A 20,148-nucleotide genomic window follows, 5' to 3' on the forward strand; every position below is an offset into this window, starting at 1 on the left:
AAAAGGAGAATGCTTTTGCATTCTCCTTTTTTATAACATTCTTAATTTGGTTAGAATCCTACTCTTCCTCAGCAGTCTCTGCCTCTGTATCTTGTGCGAGTGCTTTGATGCTCAGGCTGATTTTTCTGTCTGCTTCATCAAAATCAACGATTTTAGCTTCGATTTCCTGTCCGATGCTTAATACATCAGCAGGTTTCTCAACATGATCTCTGGAGATCTGGGAAACGTGAAGTAATGCATCAACACCCGGCGCAAGCTCAACAAATGCACCAAAGTCAGTCATACGAGCAACTTTACCAGTTACAACTGTACCAACCGCATATTTCTCAGCTGCGTTGTTCCAAGGATTCTCCTCTGGGAATTTAACGCTGAGTGCAATTTTAGTATCTTTGATATCTTTGATGAATACTTTTACAGTATCGCCAACTTTATAGATTTTCTTAGGATTGTCAACACGACCCCAGGACATCTCAGAAATATGAAGTAATCCGTCAGCACCGCCAAGATCGATGAAAGCACCGAAGTCTGTGATATTCTTAACAGTTCCTACAATTACATCACCTACGTTGATTTTCTCTAATAACTCTTTCTGTTTACGCTCTTTTTCAGCAACCAGAAGCTGTTTTCTATCGCCGATGATACGTCTTCTTCTCGGATTGAACTCAGTTAATACAAACTGGATTTCCTGATCTTTGTATTTGCTAAGGTCTCTCTCATAAGTATCAGATACAAGGCTTGCAGGAATAAAGATTCTTGTTTCATCCAGAACAACACTTAAACCACCGTCTAACACCTGGCTTACAGTACCTGTTAATACTTCTTCGTTCTCAAATGCCTCTTTCAGACGCTCGCTGCCTTTTTCTGCTGCAAGACGTTTATATGTAAGGAGAACCTGTCCCTCACCATCGTTAACTTTCAGAACTTTTGCTTCCATTGTGTCACCAACAGAAACTACAGTAGTAAGGTCTACATTAGAGTCGTTTGTGTATTCATTTCTGGTAATAATTCCGTCTGATTTATAGCCAATATTCAGGATAATTTCATCCGGTTTCACATCTATAACAGTGCCTTCGACTACCTCTCCATTTCTGATTGTTTTTAAAGATTCTTCCAACATTTGTTCAAAACTCATTTCTGACATATTTTTGAACCTCCTCAATAATATTATTTGGGGTAGAAGCCCCAGCTGTAATACCTACGTAGTCGAAACGCGAAAAGTCAGAATTCTCTAGATCTTCTTTCGTTTGTATAAAGTAAGTATTTCTACAATTTTCAGAGCAGATCTCATACAGTTTCCGTGTATTGGAACTGCTTAACCCACCGATCACCAACATGGCATCCACTTTCGCAGAAAGCTCTTTTGCAGCTTCCTGACGTTCTTTTGTGGCACTACATATGGTATTATGTACGATGATTTCACTGTCCTTGTCCACCGTACTCACACTATAATACCCTTTTTTTTGAATAATTTCAACAAGTTCTTGAAATTTATTGTAATTAAATGTTGTTTGTGCGACAATACAGACCTTTTTCCATGCGTTCAGATCCAGCTTTTCCACATCTGATTCACAATTAATGACAACTGTACGATCTGCATGCGACCAGCCAACTATGCCCTGCACCTCCGGATGATCAACGCTTCCGATAATAATGACCAGGTAACCTTTATCCGAATATTCCTGCACCAGCCGGTGGATTTTTTTTACAAATGGGCAGGTAGCATCTATCACACGCAGTCCGTCTGCGACCAATGTTTCCTGTTCCGCTTTTGTCACACCATGGGAACGTATGATCACAGTGCCTTCCGCCTGCTCTTTTGCTTCCTCCAGCGAATGAATGACCTGAACTCCCTTCCGTTTCAGATCCGCGATCACTTCTTCATTATGAATGATCGGGCCATATGTATACACAGGCGAATGTTCTACTGCTTCCTGATATACCGTATCCACCGCACGATTTACCCCGAAACAGAATCCCGCCATTTTTGCAAGTTCTACTTTCATGCCTCAAGCCCTGCCTTTTTCGCATACTCATAAATAGCCTCCACCACTTCATCAATATTCAGCTCAGAGGAATCCAGCATTACAGCATCTTCTGCCGCTTTTAACGGTGCGATCTCCCGATGCATATCCCGGTAATCACGTTCGCTGATATCTTTTTCGATTTCCGCCAGATCACAGCACTCACCTTTTTCCACTAATTCATCATACCTGCGTTTTGCCCGCACCTGTACACTGGCTGTTAGAAAGATCTTCAGCTGTGCATTCGGAAGCACACAGGTTCCAATATCACGTCCATCCATAATAACATCGTACTGTGCTGCCATATCCTGCTGAAGACTTAAAAGTTTTGCACGGACAAATCCATAACCACTTGTAGCAGATGCCATATTCCCCACTTCTTCCTGACGGATCTGATCTGAGATATCTTCTCCGTTTAACAGCACTTTCTGCACGCCGCCTTCATAAGCCAATGTAACAGAAATATTTTCACAGGCTTCCCTGATTTTTTTTTCTTCCTCCGCCCGAATACCATGCTGCAAAAAGTAGTATCCCATGGCACGATACATAGCACCGGTATCCACATAAACAAAGGATATTTTTTTTGCCAGTTTTTTTGCTATCGTGCTTTTTCCGGCACCTGCCGGTCCATCAATTGCAATATTAAAACTCATCTGTTTCCAACCTCTCTCATCTATCATTTATTAATTTTCCATTTATCTATGAATATTCTTTAAAGATTCCTCTCAGTCTTCTCGACTGAGATAACAAATCTTTCTCATACTACTCAATACTCATACCTGCCAGATATCCGGTAGACCAGGCAATCTGCAGATTAAACCCACCGGTCACCGCATCCACATCAAGCATTTCACCGCACAGATACAGCCCCTGTACCAGTTTTGACTCCATTGTGGACGGATTTACTTCTTTGACTTTAATGCCGCCTCTGGTAACAATGGCTTCTTCTATCCTGCCAAGTCCCGTGATCGTTCCGGGAAAATGTTTGAGCAGCATCAGAAGCCGATGCCGTTCCTCCCTGGTAACGGAATGTACTTTTTTCTCCGGATCAATGCCGGACAGTTCGATCAGCACCGGTATCAATTTTGCTGGAACCAGCCCGTGCAGGGCATTTTTAAATTGTCGGTTCACATTTTCTGCAAAATCACGCTGCAGACGCTTGTCCAACTGTTCTTCCTCTAATGCCGGTTTGAGATCGATCTCAAAATGCAATTCCTGTTTCATATATTTATCCGGAATACAACTGCTGGCTGTCAGTATCAGAGGACCGCTGACACCCTGATGGGTAAAGAGCATTTCACCGAATTCAGAATACAATGTCTTTTTTCCGGACTTTACATAAAAAGTTACATTTTTTAAAGACAATCCCTGCAGCTGTGGAATATATTCCTCTGCTGTGGTCATTCCGATCAGGGAAGGCCGCAGCTCCGTCACCGTATGTCCAAGTTTTTTACACAGTTCAAATCCACTTCCATCAGACCCTGTCGTCGGATAAGACACACCTCCACAGGCAGCCACCACCGCATCAAATGCTTCGATCTGATTTTTTTGATGTGTATCGTGACAATCCCATCGCACACCGGTCACTTTTGTACCGTCACTTACGATTTCCTGCACTTTGGTATTCAGACAGATACGCACTTTTTTTCTGTGCAGTTCATCCGTCAGTACACGGATTACGTCGGAAGCATGATCCGACTGTGGAAACACACGATTTCCACGTTCAATTTTCATCTTCAGTCCAAGTCCTGCAAAATAGTCCATCAGTGCATGATTATCAAAAGTATAAATTGCACTGTAAAGGAATTTTGCATTTTTCATGATCGCTGCAAACAGATCTTCGGTATCACAGGCATTGGTCAGGTTACACCGTCCTTTACCGGTAATATAAATCTTTTTACCCAGTTTTTCATTCTGTTCAAACAACGTTACACGATGCCCGTTTCCTGCTGCGATACACGCTGCCATCATTCCTCCGGCACCGCCGCCGATTACTGCCACTTTGCTCATCCATTTTCTCCGCTTCTACTCGTTAGTTTTCTTACATCACACAATATCATTCTGATATTCTATCGTTTTTATTTCTCTATTCCGGAATCTTCCCGGTCTACGTTATCTACTTTTCCATACCGCATTTTCATATGATCATCGATATAATTGATTTCATCACTCTCATATACCTGATATTCATTCCAGATATCTTCCAACGCTTCCAGTGTCTCAGCCACCTCACTCTGCTTTCTCATGCACAGGGCGACGATCAGTGCGTTGATCACACTCAGCGGAGCCACCAGGGAATCCACAATAGATGCCATATCGCTTTTTGCGATCAGATTGCAGGAAGAATACAGGTTCATCGGGGAATGCACACTATCGGTCAGTGTGATCACTTTTGCGCTCCGGTTATTGGCAAATTCCATGGCTTTTAACGTACGCATCGAATACCGCGGAAAACTGATCCCGATAATCACATCCTCCTCACTGATGCGCACCATCTGTTCAAACAGTTCACTGGAACTGCTGGTATGAAGCAGATGTACATTATCAAACATCAGATTGAAATAGAACGACATAAAACTTGCCAGTGGGGCACAGCTTCGGATTCCCACAATGTAAATATGTTTTGCATTTAAAATAATATCCAGCGCTGATTCAAAGGCATTCTGGTCAATCTGTTCCAGCGTACTCTTGATTTTTTCTGCATCAGACTGCAGCACTGTATCCAAAATCTTTGACTGGCTGATCCGCCCATAGGTCACTTCCATTCGCTGGATAGAATTCAGTTTATTACGCACCAGTTCTTCCAATGCTTTCTGAAATTCAGGATATCCACGATACCCGAGATGTGTCGCAAACCGCACAACCGTGGATTCACTGACTCCTACGACTTTTCCCAGCTTTTCTGCTGTCAGGAAAACCGCCTTGCCATAATTATCGGTAATATACGTGGACAACAGCTTCTGTCCCTTACTCATACTGCTATACTTTTCATTGATCCTGTTAATCAGTTCATTTGAATTATTCATGTTTCTTCTCCATTTTTTATCTGTTACACACAACATCATAACAGATATGATTTCCCGTCTGGTTATGAATAAATCCGCACGGGCAATACCGTGTATAGTATACCTTATATTTTCCCAAGAAACAACAGAAAGAAAATATGTTTCAGACACCAACGATAAGTAAATTTCTCCACCGTTTCCACTACATACACTGGCTGTATCACAATCTGACAGCCATTCAGTAAAATACGATGTTCTCCGATCACATTTCCAGCTTTCACCGGAGCTTCCACGATTTTGGGCAGATTCCATGTTTCCGTAATGACATCGGTATCTGACAATAACAGTTCCTGTCGCACAGTTTCTGTTTCCACCACAAAATGCTCCGGATATGTATATTTATATTTCTTTCTTCCTGTATCTTCCTCTTCTATTTTCACCCCGTTCCGGATCGGAATCTGCCTTTTCTCGCCGTCCGCACTGTACAACTGCCGTACATAGTGTTCATTCCCATATGCAATCAATTTTCTTGCATCCTCCCACTTATAGCCTTTGTTGTTCGGCCAGCCACAGGCCAGCAGTGCAAAGGTATATGTACGATCCTCTTTTCGATATGCTCCCACATAGCAATATCCTGCCTTCGCTGTAAAACCGGTTTTTCCGGATATCACACCTTCCATCATAGAAAGTAGCGCATTGTGATTATTTAATGTTGCCTGGAAGGTACCATCAATACTGCTGATTGTTTTTGAAACAGTCTGCGTAATTTTCAAAAACTTATCATTCTGAATGCAGGCTGCCATGATCCGGCTGAGATCATAGGCCGTTGTCTGATGCGCACCGCCCTCGTCTGATTTATCCAACCCGTTCGGTGTCACAAAGTGTGTATCCAGACAGCTTAATTCTGCTGCACGCTCATTCATCTGCACTGCAAAATGCTGCACGCTTCCTGCCACATATTCAGCAATAGCCACGGCAGTATCGTTATGAGATTCTAACATCAGAGAATAGAGCAGATCTTCCAACAGAAACTGTGTTCCCACAGAACAGCCAAGCCGTACCTTCGGCATACTGCAGGCATATTCTGAAAAAGTCACCGAATCTCCTGTTTTTCCGCTTTCTATTGCCAGCAGACAGGTCATGATCTTTGTAGTGCTGGCATTTGCCATAGGAGAATTTGCCTCTTTTCCATACAGGATCCGACCAGTATCTGCATCTGTCAAAACAGCACTTTTGGCATACAGATCCAGTTCCTCACAATGAAAATCTGAAAATTGATCCACGGTATCCATCTGCATCTGCGTTTCCGGCACACACGTTACTTCCGATCCGCTCATATAGGCAGCATCAAGCGGCTGCTGTCCAAACACATTTTGGCAGAAGCCGGCAAGTAAATATGCGACGCAAAAACATAGTTTCAAATATCGCTTCATAAACATTTATCCATTTTTTATTACTTCTATTGTATGTTTCGGATACCCGCTCATGAATAAAAACTGCCAGCAGCCTGTTATAGCTGCTGGCAGAAAAATTATATTATCTCTGATTCGGCATTTTCCATGCTTCATGATCAGTATGTAACAGTTCATGGGATTTGTGGGACAACGGTTTCTCAAAGAAATCTTCGTAAGCTTTTATTACGGATGGATTTTCATGGGAGAAACGAAGCGGATTCTTCTTATCCAGCTTGTACAGATTTCTTCCACGTACATCGGCCAGTTCCACGCCATCCGTGATTGGCTGTCCACCACCGCCGACACATCCGCCCGGACATACCATCACTTCCACAAAATGATATTCGGCTTCACCGGATTGGATGCGCTCCATCAGTTTTCTTGTATTGCCAAGTCCACTGACAATCGCCGCTTTGATCTTAATGCCTGCGATTTCAACCTCTGCTTCTTTGATTCCCTCCATACCACGTACTACTTTGAACAGATCCGGATCCGGATTCTTGCCATTTAATACATAGTAAGCGGTTCTTAACGCTGCCTCCATGACACCACCGGTTGTACCGAAGATCACACCGGCGCCGGAACCAACACCCAGCGGCTGGTCAAATTCTTCTTCTTCCAGGAAAGCCGGTGAAATCAGTTCTGCTTTTAATACACGATCCAATTCTCTGGTTGTCAGAGAAATATCTACATCCTGTCCGGCTCCTGCATCGTTCATAACCGGAATTGCGCACTCATGTTTCTTTGCCACACAAGGCATAATGGAAACGCTGAAAATTCTGGAAGGATCCACATCCAATATCTGTGCGTAGTAGGATTTTGCCACTGCACCGAACATCTGCTGCGGAGATTTTGCCGTTGACAAATTTTTCACCATATCCGGATACTGGGATTTCACAAAACGCACCCATCCCGGACAGCAGGAAGTAAACATCGGCCAGGAATACTCATCCGCATGCGTCATACGCTCCAGGAATTCATTTCCCTCTTCCATAATAGTCAGATCTGCCGAGAAATTGGTATCAAATACATAGTCAACGCCAAGGGCACGTACCGCTGCTGCCATTCTCTTTTCTGTGGCCATCTCACGCGAAAGTCCAATTCCTTCCCCCCAGGCTGAACGAACTGCAGGCGCAATCTGAACAACTACGATCTTTTCCGGATCATGTACGGCATCCATTAATTTGTCAATATCGTCACGCTCATGCAAAGCTCCCACCGGGCAATGTGTGATACACTGACCGCAGACTGCACAGTCAGACTCTGTGATCTGTTTTCTTCCGGATACACCTACACTGGTACGTTTTCCTGTATTGATCACATCCCAGATCTTCAGCTCCTGTACCTTGTCACAGATTTGTACACAGCGCATGCACTTGATACATTTGCTTGCATCGCGAATAAGCGGAAAATCCTGCGGCCATTCATTCTGCTCATATTTTTCACCAAAAGGAACATCGCCGATATTCAGATCATTTGCCACACTCTGTAACGTACAGTTTCCACTTCTGAGACAGGAAGCACAGTGTGCATCATGCTCAGACAGAATCAACTGTACATTCATACGGCGGGCATGCTGCGCTTTGTAGCTGTTAGTATATACAACCATGCCTTCCTCTACTGCTGTGTTGCAGGAAGCCACAAGTGTCTCCTTTCCTTCAACTTCTACTACGCAGACACGGCATGCTCCGATCTCATTGATTTCTTTCAAATAACACAATGTCGGAATCTTGATTCCGGCCTGAGCGGCAGCTGCCAGAATCGTAGTACCTTCCGGTACCTGAATTTTTTTATTATTGATCGTTAAATTTACCATTCGAACTCTCTGCCTCCTCTCAGTGTACCACAGCCATGACGATCACATCGTAAGCAGCGGCTTGCTTCCTGTACTGCTTCTTCACAGCTCATCGGAAGTTCTATTCCTTCAAAATTTGTCTTTCTCGCCCATGCTTCCACTTCCTGAAGGTTTACACGTCCGCACGGTACTTTATCATTCAACATCGGCTCCGGAATCTCTACATCACAGCTGATCGGATGATGATAACCAAGATACTCGTCGATATTTGCTGCAGCTGCTTTTCCTGCTGCGATCGCCTTGATCACGGTCGCCGGTCCGGATACACAATCACCACCGGCATAAACTCCTACCATATTTGCAGCTCCACCTTTATCTGCCGCAATACGTCCACGATTGACAGCCATTCCAAAATCAGCAAACGGCCCAGATACAATATCTTGTCCGATAGCAACCAGCACAATATCGCATTCCATACGCTCTTCCGGTTTATTGGCCTTACGCGGGGAAGGTCTGCCACCTTTTACCGGTCCGATAATCTGAGGCTGTACCCAAAGTGCACATGCATTTCCCTCTGCATCTGCCTCTACACGAAGCGGAGCTTTCAAAGTAACAAGTTCGATTCCCTCTGCGATCGCACCTTCCACTTCTGCCGGAAGTGCTGTCATATCTTCCTGACGTCTGCGGTAAACGATGCTTACTGTCTCCGCGTTTGCACGCATAGCTGTTCTCGCGCAATCCATAGCTACGTTTCCGCCACCTACGACAACGACACGTTTTCCGGTGTAATCCGGGTATGCTCCGTCACCAATCTCACGCAACATATCAACAGCAGAAATCACGTTTTTGCTGTCTTCCCCTTCAAGTCCGAGCTTTTTATCTGTATGTGCACCGATAGCCACGTAGATTGCATCGTACTCCTGCTGAATCTGTTTCAATTCTTCTGTTCCGATCGTTGTATTTAATTTCACATCCACACCGGTAGAAAGAATCGCATTGATATCCTCCTGCAAACGCTCCCGCGGGAAACGATAATTCGGAATACCATAACGCAGCATTCCACCAAGCTGCTTCTTCTCCTCAAATACTGTACACTGATGTCCCATCAGCTGCAGGAAGTATGCACTTGTCAGACCACTTGGTCCACCACCGATGATTGCAACCTTCTTGCCTGTGGATGGTGCACATGCCGGAACCGGTACTTTATCAGATGGTGCGTTATCTACAATATAACGCTTCATACCGCGGATATTGATGGAGTCATCAATAATATTTCTGCGGCAACGCGCCTCACATGGATGCTCACAGATCAGGGCACATGCCGTCGGGAACGGATTGTCTTTACGGATCAGGCGAACTGCATCCTCACAGCGTCCCTCACCTGCCAGTGCAATATATCCCGGAATATCCACATGCGCCGGACAAAGTGTGACACACGGGATCGGCTGTTCGAATGATCCAAGACATCTGTGGTCTGTAATATGTGAAATATAGTCTTCTCTGAAACCTTCCAGACCTGCCAGCACCATGCGTGCGGATTCAAACCCGATCGCACAGTCAGCAGAATTTTTGATATTTTCTGCGGTCTCTTCAATCAGTTCAAGTGTTTCCATTGTCGCTTCATTGTCCAGAACCTTCTCAAGAAGTCTCTCTAATTGTCCCAGACCAACGCGGCATGGAACACATTTTCCACATGTCTGTGCATGACACACTTTTAAGAATGCCAGCTGCATATCAACCGGACAGACTCCCGGTGGATTTGCCACAATTCGCTGTGTAAATTCTTTCATAAGCTGTTCTGTCGTAGAATTTACCTTGTCAGCTGATGCTACTGATAATCTGCTCATATCCTGTCCTCCTAAATCCTTTACCACTGTAAAGCAAGTATTTGTATACTTTTCACATATCTGCGTATGTTTTGCGATACTTATGTGTCAGATATTAATATATTATTGTATTTTTTTCAATACTGACAAAAGAGTGACCGGGTTTCCTGTTAGTCAGTTCAACCCGTTCACTCTTTTTATTTATTGTGCATAATTCACATTTTTTTGTTTTTATAATTGGTTATTCTTGACAGTAGTTAATTCATTAACAAGATTCTTCAACGAGTTCATGCAAAATCATCGTATATTTTTGTGAACTTTTTTTCGCATTTTATATTGTCACAGTTTCAGTTGGAGCTGTACTTCTTCTTCTGCTTCCTGCTTTAACTCCTCCACTTTTTCCGGGTTCATATCCGGTAGTTCTTCTACGGACTGCACGTCAAAGCAACGAAGAAACTCTTCTGTGGTTCCGAACAGAATCGGCCGTCCCGGTGCATCCAGACGGCCAGCTTCCTGGATCAGCCCATATTCCAGTAATTTATTGATGGCATGCTCACAGGACACACCTCTGATCTTTTCAATTTCCACCCTGGTTACCGGCTGCTTGTATGCCACAATGGACAATGTTTCCAGCAATACATCGGTCAGTACCTGCTTTCTCGGCTGTTTTGCAATCCGGATCAGATATTCATACTGAGACGGCTTTGTACAAATCTGATAAGCACCGTCCAGTTCCAGGATCTGCAGACCACAGTTGTCTGCCTGATACCGGTCTGCCAGATTACGCAGGATCATCTCTGCCTCCCGCTCATTTACCTGGAGTGCAAATGCCAGTTTTTTTATTTCCACAGAGTCACCCATCGCAAACAGAATGGCCTCTGCGGCAGCTTCATATTCTTCTATTTTCATTTTTTAATTACTCCCGTATCTTTTCTTTAAGCATGCTGCCGGCCGGTTCAGACGGCAATCGTCCCACATCTGATATTGCCTGCCCGCAGACAGTAATATATATTTCATCAAACAACTGCTCCTGCACGATCCGGATCCTTCCGGTTTTCATAAACTCCAGCATCGCCAGAAACGTCACAATGATCTCCACCTTACTGCCCTGTCTTTCCAATAGTTCCCGGAAAGAAAAATGCGGATGCTCCTGACAGTATGTTTCCAGATAAATCATCTTCTCATCTAAAGAAACCTCTTCCCGTTCAATTTTCCCAAAACGGGATCGGATCGGATCCATCTTATCTACTTGTTTTCGCATTACTGATTCAAAAATAGCATGCAGTTTTTTCAGATCCCAACCGCGGGTCAGTTCTTCCAGATCCAACGGTTCTTCATAAGAACGCACTTCCTCCGGAATAGATTGATTTTTATACAACCGCCGTCCCGCATCAATCTGCCTGTCTTTCAGTTCCTGAGACATGTATTTGAACAGCTTGTACTGCAGCAGTTGTTCCATCAGTTCCGCACGTGGATCCACTTCATCCTCGTCTTCTGTTTCCTCTTTCGGAAGAAGCCATTTTGATTTGATTTCCAGCAGTGTCGCCGCCATTACCAAAAATTCGCTCATGATATTCAGATCCTGTCGCTGCATCTCCCGAATATATTCAAGATACTGATTTGTAATCTCGACAATCGGAATATCATAAATACTTACTTTATTTTTATCCAACAAATGAAGCAGAAGATCCAGGGGACCTTCGAATACTTCCAGTTTTACCTTTAATTCCATAGGCCAAATTTTCTCCAATCTTACACTATTGTACTGAATCCGCATAAAATTTCAAGGTTTTGTTCACATTTTCTATCATTCTTTTCTGTCTCTTCTTCCTGTTATTGCAATTCTATTACAGATATTATCAGTCCGTACAAAATGTGCATAGATTTCACTTTCCCCTCATACACTTAAAATAAATCATTCCAGCAGGTTGCTTATGAGATTCTTTCTTGGATTATTATTATCCCTGTCTCTTTGTTTTTCAACTCTTGTATACACTGTGAACGCACACTCTGAAAACAACATTTTTATGAATACAACCTCTGATGCAGATGCCGAAACCGCTTCTGACATCACTACGGAACATACAGCTGCACCGGTTCTCACACTGACTGCCTCGAGTGCACTGTTGATGGATGCCGCTACCGGAACGGTTTTATTTGAACAAAATGCTGCAAAAGAACGCCCGATTGCCAGTGTTACAAAAATCATGACACTTCTGCTGATTTTTCAGGCACTGCATAATCAGACCATTCAACTTGAAGACCTCATTCCGGTTTCTGCACACGCTGCCAGTATGGGCGGTTCTCAGGTTTACCTCGAAGAAGGGGAAACACAGACAGTAGAAACACTGATCAAATGTATCGTTGTTGCCAGTGCCAACGATGCCTGTGTCGCCATGGCTGAGCAGCTTGCCGGAAGCGAAGAAGCCTTTGTCCAGCAAATGAACGAAACAGCAGCTTCACTTGGCATGCTGCATACACACTTTGCCAACTGCTGTGGACTGGACACGGAAGGGCACTACTCCACGGCTTATGATATTGCATTGATGTCCCGGGAACTAACGGTAAATTATCCCGAAATTTTTGACTATACATCCATCTGGATGGAAGACATCACGCACCACACCGCCCGGGGAGACACATCATTTACCCTCAATAATACAAATCATCTGATCAAACAATACCCTTATGCAACCGGTCTGAAAACCGGTTTTACCTCGACAGCCGGTTTCTGCCTGTCCGCTACCGCCAGCAAAGACGGGATGGATTTCATCGCAGTCGTGCTGAACGCCCCCAGCAGCAAAGAACGGATGGCTGACATAGAAACGCTGTTTGAATGGGGATTTGCAAACTGTCAGGTATATACTGATGAAAACCTGGATTCTTTGCCAAAGCTCCCCGTTTCCAGAGGCCGACATTCTCAGCTGTCTCTGAAATATGAATCCGCTTTCTATCATCTGGATACTACAAATGCCGCAGGAGAACTGGCAAAAAAAATAGAGCTTCCGGATTCCGTGGAAGCCCCGATCAAAAAAGGTGATATCATTGGCAAAGCCGTGTATACATTAAATGACAACACGGTTGGTTCTGTGAATCTGCTGGCATCCGAGTCCATTCCACTGATCACGCTGAAGGATACCTGCCAGCAGCTTCTGCACCGCTTTTTCCTGTCAGAACCAGACTGAATTTCATTTAAAAATGTCCCTGGCATTCTTGATGCTCACCACCTGCAGAGGTGAGAGTCATCTCACATCTGATATACTGATAACAGCCTCTGTAAATCCACCGTTCCCCAACACTTGAAGCTTTCGTCAATACCGGAGTGATCTGCACTGCGATACAACTGCAGTTTCACTTCATTTGGCATCATGGCCGGATATTTACACAGCAACAGTGCAATCATCCCTGATACCACAGGTACCGCCATAGAAGTACCACTTTTTCTGATATAGGTGCCCGGTCTCGTACCACAGCTGATAATATCAGTTCCGGGCATCAGAATCTCCGGTTTCACTACACAGGATTCCGTAGGACCGCGTCCGGAATAAAGACTTGGTTCCCGCTTTCTCTCATTTATAGTATCCAGACTGCCAACTGTAATAATTTTTTTTGATACCCCGGGGCTGGTCACAGTATTCTCTCCGGGACCATTATTTCCGGCTGCTGCCAGAACAACAATCCCCTGATCCCACGCCTGCTCCACACTTCGTAAAAGACGTTGCTGCAATTCTGGCCGCACCCGTTCCCGCATACCGACAGATATATTGATAACCCGGATCTTCTGTGCATGGTTCTGATTGTATTTCATAATATCTTCAACCGCCTGACAAATATCCAGAATTTTTCCATTCCCATTCTTATCCAGTACTTTATATCCCTGCAGATAACAGCCCGGGGCCACACCGTGAACGGCTCCTTTTCCACCCGCTCCTATAATTCCGCTGATATGTGTTCCATGACCATTATCGTCATAAGGTTGCTGCCTCTGCCTGATATAATCCCGGAATCCCAGAATTCTCCCTTGCAGATCCGAATGTGGATAAATACCTGTATCCAGCACAGCCACCAGGATTCCCTGTCCGAAAATGCCCTGCCGATATGCTGCCGAAGCATGAATGTATGCTAATATTTTTTCCATATAGTAATATATTCCATCAACATGCATTGCGTTCGTTTTATTAACAAGAATCCCTTCTCGTGCGAGTGTGCATCGGTTGTACGAAGTGCTTTTGTTTGATAGGAAATTCATCGTGATCGTATCAATCAGAAAACCGATGAGCAGATTGCCCATCGGTTTTCTTTTCACTATAATTTATTTTACATCTTTCATACTGAAGCTCATTCTGCCCATCTTGTCTTTTCCAAGGCATACAACGGTTACCTTGTCACCAAGTGTCAGAACATCTTCTACACGATTGATACGCTCTTTTGAAATCTTGGAAATATGAACCATTCCCTCTTTACCCGGAGCAAACTCGATAAATGCACCAAACTCTTTGATGCTTACGACTTTACCGGAAAGAATCTGTCCTGCCTCGAAATCTGTCACAATGATGCGGATCAGTTCTGCAGCACGATCCATCATATCTGCATCGGTACCGCAGATAGATACAGAACCCTCATCTGTAATATCAATCTTAACACCTGTCTGCTCAATGATGGCATTAATGGTCTTTCCTCTCTGACCAACGACATCACCAATCTTCTGCGGATCAATCTGCATAGAGATGATCTTCGGTGCATATTTGCCAACCTGTGCTCTCGGCTCAGCAATAGCAGGTAACATAACTTCATCCAGAATGTAAAGTCTTGCTTCACGTGTTCTTGCGATAGCTTCCTCTACAATCGGTCTTGTCAGTCCGTGGATCTTGATATCCATCTGGATTGCTGTGATGCCATCATGTGTTCCGGCTACCTTAAAGTCCATATCGCCAAAAAAGTCTTCCAGACCCTGAATATCTGTCAGAACAATGTAATCATCATCTGTCTCACCTGTTACCAGACCACAGGAAATTCCTGCAACCGGTTTCTTGATCGGTACACCTGCTGCCATCAGAGACATTGTAGATGCACAAATACTTGCCTGAGAAGTAGATCCATTGGATTCAAAAGTCTCAGATACTGTACGGATCGCATACGGGAACTCTTCTTCACTCGGAAGTACCGGTACCAATGCTTTCTCAGCCAGTGCTCCATGTCCGATCTCACGACGTCCCGGTCCTCTGGACGGTTTTGTTTCACCAACAGAGTAAGATGGGAAATTATAATGATGCATATAACGTTTGCTTGTAATATTCTCATCCAGTCCGTCTACTTTCTGAACTTCAGATAACGGAGCCAGAGTGGTGATGGTACAGATCTGTGTCTGACCACGGGTAAACATTGCAGAACCATGAACTCTCGGAATCAGGTCTACTTCTGCTGCCAGAGGACGAATCTGTGTGATTGCACGACCATCCGGACGTTTTTGATCTTTTAAGATCATCTTACGAACAGTTTTTTTCTGATACTGATATACAGCTTCACCGAGAACCGCAAGCCACTCTTCATTCTCTGCAAATGCCTCTTCCAGTTTTTCTGTAATGGCACGGATATTTTCCTCTCGAACCTGTTTTACATCTGTAAATACAGCCTCTTCCATCTCTGCCGGTGTGACAATCTCGCGCATTGCCGCGAACATTTCTTCCGGAACAGCACAGCTTGTATATGCATGTTTCTCTTTTCCGATCTCAGCAACCATATTATTGATGAACGCAATGATTGTCTGATTAATCTCATGTGCCTTATAAATTGCTTCAATCATTTTTTCTTCTTTGATCTCGTTTGCGCCAGCCTCGATCATGATTACTTTCTCAGAGGTAGAAGCAACTGTCAGCTGAAGGTCGCCGTTATCCCAGTCTGCCTGAGACGGATTAACAACGAATTCGCCGTTTACCATACCAATCTGCGTGGTTGCACATGGTCCGCAGAACGGAATATCAGAAATACTGGTTGCAATAGCTGAACCTAACATAGCAAGCAGCTCCGGACGGCACTCCGGATCAACACTCATTACCATGTTATTTAAAGTAACATCATTTCTATAGTCTTTCGGGAATAACGGACGCATCGGACGATCGATTACTCGTGCTGTCAGAACAGCATTTTCAGATGCTTTTCCCTCACGTTTATTGAATCCTCCCGGGATTTTTCCTACGGAGTACATTTTCTCTTCGAACTCTACGCTCAACGGGAAGAAATCAATTCCCTCACGTGGTTTCTCAGATGCAGTTGCTGTAGATAATACAACTGTATCACCATAATGCATAAGTGCTGCTCCATTTGCCTGTGCAGCCACACGGCCGACATCAACACTTAATGTTCTTCCGGCCAGTTCCATTGAATAGGTTTTCTTCATTATCTTCTCTCCTTCTTCACTGTGGCAGGAGACCCGAAACTACTGATCTGTACAAAGAGAGCTATTTCATGAGCAAAAACAGTAACAAGGCTACGAAGAAGCCAAGAAAGGACGTTTTGCGAATGATTTTGAAATGCGCGTGTGAACTGTAAAAATCTCCTTTTGTACACATCAGCGGTCTCGGATAAACCCTCCCGCCAATCCAAAATAGAGCGGAAATACCGCTCTATTCTGACAGCTATCCTGTTATTATTTTCTGATGCCTAATTTTGCGATCAGTGCACGATAACCTTCCAGATCTTTTTTCTGAAGGTAAGCAAGCATACCACGTCTCTGACCAACCATTTTCAGAAGACCTCTTCTGGAATGATGATCCTTCGGGTTCTCTTTCAGATGCTCTGTGAGCTCCTGGATTCTTGCTGTTAAGATTGCGATCTGTACTTCCGGTGATCCTGTATCGTTTGGTGTTCTACCATACTCTGCCATAATCGCTGCTTTTTTTTCTTTTGAAATCATCTTGATTTCCTCCTTCATTTTTTATAATCGCCCAGTAATGCGTGTCTACCAAGTACCGGTCGGAGTGTCCGGGTACTGAGTACGGGCTGTTTACTCACGCCTAATCAATATATCATATTCAATCTGACTTGTAAACCATTTTCTGAAAAACATTTTCTGCGTCTGCGGTAAAACAGACATTCGCAATCCGCTTTCGCTACTTGCTCATGAACGCAGTCGCTTTGCGCTCCGTCAGTGGGAGCTTTTAACTCCCACTGATTAAGCATCCCCCCTTACCCAACGCTTAACGCTCTACGCACTTGAAGCTGGGGAATGCTTATTCTGCGTTCAAATATTTCTTACAAACCAAAATATCCCGATCCATCTGTGCTTTCAGTTCTGCAAGTGAACCAAACTTCTGCTCCGGACGAATAAATTTCAGAAAGGATACGCGGATATCCTTGCCATATAAATCTCCGGAATAATCAAATAAAAACGTTTCAACCCCCATAGGATTTATTCCTTCAATGGTCGGTTTACAACCTACGTTACTGATACCGTCATACTGCTTTCCTTCTGCCAGCACTTTCACTGCATATACCCCTTTTGGCGGAAGCAGTTTAAATGTTTCCGGCCGCTGGTTGGCAGTTGGGATCCCGATGGTCCGTCCAATCTCGTTGCCATGCAGGACCGGACCTGTGAGGAAATAGGAATACCCTAGCAGATAGTTTGCCTCCTCCATATCACCCTCTGCGATTCTGGCACGGATACGGGTACTGCTGATATCCTCCCCCTTATACTGCTTCTTTTTGACGATCACTGCCTCATATCCCAGGTCATCCGCATATTGCTGTAATTCCCGGTAAGTACCGGAGCGCTGATAACCAAAATGGAAATCCGTTCCGGCAACAATCATCTTTACATTGATTTTCTCTTTCAGCATCTGCAAAAATGCATATGGTGAAAGCTGTCGGAACTCGTCCGTAAACGGACACTCAACCAGATAATCCACTCCAGCTTCCGCAAAAATATGTGCTTTTTCCTCATTGGTAGACAATACACTATATGCGTCTTTGTGAATTGCTTTCGGCGGAATATCAAATGTAAAAATCACACATTTGAGCCCCTGTTCTTTTCCCTTCTGCATGGCATCCATCAGATAACGGTGTCCTGTATGCAGACCATCAAATTTTCCGAGGGTAATCACTGAAGGTTCTTCTATTTTAAAATCCAAAGTATCTTTTATATATTTCATCACTGATTGTCAATCCTCTAAAAACATTTTTGAAGGACGGTACAGACCAAGTGTTTCCTGATATTCATACACTGCTGCAAATCTTCCGTCCGACATACGGACACGCACAAGCATGCCGTTCTGCGGTACAATATACTCAGCAAACTGCTCCGGTGCCATTTTATTTCCGTTTTTCAACATCACATCAAACGCCGGCTTTGCTGTCAGCACTGGATATACGAAAAACACCTGTTCTACCGGCGTAATCACTTCTGCCAGGGAACCAGCAGCCTTGTATGACTGAATTTCATCCAACGTATGTGCCTCATCCAATACAAACCCTGCAGCCTGTAAACGGAGCAGACTTTTCATTGCCGCACCGCAGCCAAACTTCTGTCCGATATCATGACACAGTGTACGGATATAAGTTCCTTTCGAACAGGATACTGTCAGTTCAATCTCCGGCAATTCCACACGTTCAATACGAATCTCATAAATAGTTACCGGACGTGCTTTTCGTTCCACTGTCACACCTGCTCTGGCCAGATCACACAGTTTCTTTCCATTTACTTTCAATGCAGAATACATCGGCGGCACCTGCATGATTTCGCCCTGAAAAGTCCGAATCACATCCCGGATTTCGGTCTCTGTCAGCACAGGGACTTCACAGGCTGACAGAACGGTTCCTGTCAGATCCTGGGTATCAGTTTCTATGCCAAGTTGCATCACCGCCCGATAGACCTTATCCGAATCAGTCAGCATATCACATACTTTTGTGGCTTTTCCAAGACATACCGGCAAAACACCTTCCGCATCCGGGTCCAGTGTTCCGGTATGTCCGATCTTCTTTTGTCCACAGATGCCCCGCATCCGTGCCACCACATCAAAAGATGTATATCCCTTTTCTTTGTATACATTTATGATTCCGTTATACATCCATCTTCCTCTGTATCTTTATCTTTCAGCTGCTTTTTCATCTTTGCCAGCACTTTTTTGAGTATTTCATCCGGTTTTCCTTCCATGGATACCCCGGCAGCCCGACTGTGACCGCCACCGCCAAACTCCATTGCAATCTGTGCCACATCCATATAAGAAGCAGAACGCAGACTTACCTTATATGTATCGTTTTCATTCGGATATACAAACACCGCCGCTTCTACGCCTGCCGTAGAACGAAGAGTGCTGACAATTCCATCAAGATCCTTTGGTTCTACATGGAATTTCTCTAACTGTTTCCGTTTGACCACACTGGAAATACAGGTTCCATTAAAATGAAGTTCTGCATCCATCAGCGCTTTTCCAAGAATCTGCTGCTGCGCAAAAGTGCGAATATAAAATGTATCATCTACGATTCTGGAATAATCGATTCCTTTGTCCATCAATTGACCCGCAATCTCCATTGTTTTGGAAGAAGTGCAGGAATACTGAAACACTCCGGTATCATGTACGATGCCAAGATAAATACACTCAGCGATTTCCTTTGTGATCCTGCTCTCATCCATCAGCTGATATACCAGTTCTGAGGTAGAACTTGCATTTGGAAAAATGTAATTAAAATCAGCAAATGACTGGTTACTGATATGATGATCCACACAAAACGTACTTTTTGCCACTTCAAAATACTGCCCGGACAAACCAAGGCGGTCTACATCACCACAGTCCAGTGCAATGAACAGATCATACTCTTTTTTTCCATCCGTCGACTTCATGTGACGAATTTTGTCTGCATTTTTCAAAAACAGAAATTTTTCCGGAATCGGTTCCAGATACAGATCAGCCATAATAGTCGGATAATTATCACAAATATAATTGTATACAGCCAGACAGGATCCTACACAGTCACCATCCGGCCGGATATGACCGGATATGGCAACGGTAGTAATCCCATCCAGATATGAATCTAATGAAATCATGGTCATCC

At 44.1% G+C, this 20,148-nt stretch carries 17 protein-coding genes; 1 reads left to right on the forward strand and 16 read right to left on the reverse strand.

Going from position 1 to position 20,148, the window contains the following annotated elements; translation table 11 throughout:
• Nucleotides 1–58 precede the first annotated feature (58 nt).
• From rpsA to ACIRUQ_RS06960, 10 genes are all read right to left on the reverse strand, one after another.
• A complete protein-coding gene (gene rpsA / locus ACIRUQ_RS06915; protein ID WP_022036742.1) occupies nt 59–1,141 on the reverse strand; it encodes a 30S ribosomal protein S1 in 1,083 nt (360 codons plus the stop codon).
• Nucleotides 1,122–2,003 carry a 4-hydroxy-3-methylbut-2-enyl diphosphate reductase gene (gene ispH, locus ACIRUQ_RS06920; RefSeq protein ID WP_021739978.1) on the reverse strand — a complete coding sequence of 294 codons (882 nt, stop codon included), beginning with the start codon at nt 2,001–2,003 and terminating at the stop codon, nt 1,122–1,124. The genes rpsA and ispH overlap by 20 nt, the downstream gene beginning before the upstream one ends.
• Nucleotides 2,000–2,674, reverse strand: a complete 675-nt coding sequence (cmk, locus tag ACIRUQ_RS06925; protein WP_044964251.1) for a (d)CMP kinase — start codon at nt 2,672–2,674, stop codon at nt 2,000–2,002. The genes ispH and cmk overlap by 4 nt, the downstream gene beginning before the upstream one ends.
• A 109-nt stretch (nt 2,675–2,783) precedes the next feature.
• Nucleotides 2,784–4,031: an NAD(P)/FAD-dependent oxidoreductase gene (locus ACIRUQ_RS06930; protein ID WP_021739980.1), complete on the reverse strand. Its 1,248-nt coding sequence runs from the start codon at nt 4,029–4,031 to the stop codon at nt 2,784–2,786.
• 68 nt (nt 4,032–4,099) lie between these two features.
• A complete protein-coding gene (locus ACIRUQ_RS06935; RefSeq protein WP_055289055.1) occupies nt 4,100–5,047 on the reverse strand; it encodes a MurR/RpiR family transcriptional regulator in 948 nt (315 codons plus the stop codon).
• Between the two features lie 104 nt (nt 5,048–5,151).
• Nucleotides 5,152–6,459, reverse strand: coding sequence for a D-alanyl-D-alanine carboxypeptidase family protein (locus ACIRUQ_RS06940; RefSeq protein WP_242853562.1), 1,308 nt, complete (start codon nt 6,457–6,459; stop codon nt 5,152–5,154).
• A gap of 103 nt (nt 6,460–6,562) precedes the next feature.
• Nucleotides 6,563–8,296: an NADH-dependent [FeFe] hydrogenase, group A6 gene (locus ACIRUQ_RS06945; protein WP_055289060.1), complete on the reverse strand. Its 1,734-nt coding sequence runs from the start codon at nt 8,294–8,296 to the stop codon at nt 6,563–6,565.
• A complete protein-coding gene (locus ACIRUQ_RS06950; RefSeq protein WP_044964240.1) occupies nt 8,290–10,122 on the reverse strand; it encodes an NAD(P)-binding protein in 1,833 nt (610 codons plus the stop codon). Before ACIRUQ_RS06950 ends, ACIRUQ_RS06945 begins: the two co-directional genes overlap by 7 nt.
• 318 nt (nt 10,123–10,440) lie before the next feature.
• A complete protein-coding gene (scpB, locus tag ACIRUQ_RS06955; RefSeq protein WP_021739985.1) occupies nt 10,441–11,010 on the reverse strand; it encodes an SMC-Scp complex subunit ScpB in 570 nt (189 codons plus the stop codon).
• Between the two features lie 7 nt (nt 11,011–11,017).
• Entirely contained in the window at nt 11,018–11,833 is an 816-nt protein-coding gene (locus tag ACIRUQ_RS06960; RefSeq protein WP_022036750.1) for a ScpA family protein, read from the reverse strand.
• Nucleotides 11,834–12,128: 295 nt separating this feature from the next.
• On the opposite strand from ACIRUQ_RS06960, the gene ACIRUQ_RS06965 reads away from it, so the two are divergent.
• The gene (locus ACIRUQ_RS06965; RefSeq protein ID WP_242853563.1) at nt 12,129–13,286 is read left to right on the forward strand and encodes a D-alanyl-D-alanine carboxypeptidase family protein; all 1,158 of its coding nucleotides are present in this window, start codon (nt 12,129–12,131) and stop codon (nt 13,284–13,286) included.
• 62 nt (nt 13,287–13,348) lie between these two features.
• Here ACIRUQ_RS06965 and ACIRUQ_RS06970 read toward each other — a convergent pair whose 3' ends face one another.
• From ACIRUQ_RS06970 to ACIRUQ_RS06995, 6 genes are all read right to left on the reverse strand, one after another.
• Nucleotides 13,349–14,239 carry a S8 family peptidase gene (locus ACIRUQ_RS06970; protein WP_055289223.1) on the reverse strand — a complete coding sequence of 297 codons (891 nt, stop codon included), beginning with the start codon at nt 14,237–14,239 and terminating at the stop codon, nt 13,349–13,351.
• 174 nt (nt 14,240–14,413) lie between these two features.
• On the reverse strand, nt 14,414–16,498 hold the full coding sequence (locus ACIRUQ_RS06975) for a polyribonucleotide nucleotidyltransferase (RefSeq protein WP_055289062.1): 2,085 nt from the start codon (nt 16,496–16,498) through the stop codon (nt 14,414–14,416).
• 249 nt (nt 16,499–16,747) lie between these two features.
• Nucleotides 16,748–17,014: a 30S ribosomal protein S15 gene (gene rpsO / locus ACIRUQ_RS06980; protein ID WP_022036754.1), complete on the reverse strand. Its 267-nt coding sequence runs from the start codon at nt 17,012–17,014 to the stop codon at nt 16,748–16,750.
• A 316-nt stretch (nt 17,015–17,330) separates the two neighbouring features.
• A complete protein-coding gene (locus ACIRUQ_RS06985) occupies nt 17,331–18,248 on the reverse strand; it encodes a bifunctional riboflavin kinase/FAD synthetase (RefSeq protein ID WP_021739991.1) in 918 nt (305 codons plus the stop codon).
• Between the two features lie 9 nt (nt 18,249–18,257).
• Nucleotides 18,258–19,163 carry a tRNA pseudouridine(55) synthase TruB gene (truB, locus tag ACIRUQ_RS06990; RefSeq protein WP_055289064.1) on the reverse strand — a complete coding sequence of 302 codons (906 nt, stop codon included), beginning with the start codon at nt 19,161–19,163 and terminating at the stop codon, nt 18,258–18,260.
• On the reverse strand, nt 19,145–20,140 hold the full coding sequence (locus tag ACIRUQ_RS06995; RefSeq protein WP_022036757.1) for a bifunctional oligoribonuclease/PAP phosphatase NrnA: 996 nt from the start codon (nt 20,138–20,140) through the stop codon (nt 19,145–19,147). Before ACIRUQ_RS06995 ends, truB begins: the two co-directional genes overlap by 19 nt.
• Between the last annotated feature and the right edge of the window lie 8 nt (nt 20,141–20,148).

The sequence above is a fragment of the Eubacterium ramulus genome, assembly GCF_045002895.1.
Taxonomy (GTDB): Bacteria; Bacillota; Clostridia; order Lachnospirales; family Lachnospiraceae; genus Eubacterium_I; species Eubacterium_I ramulus.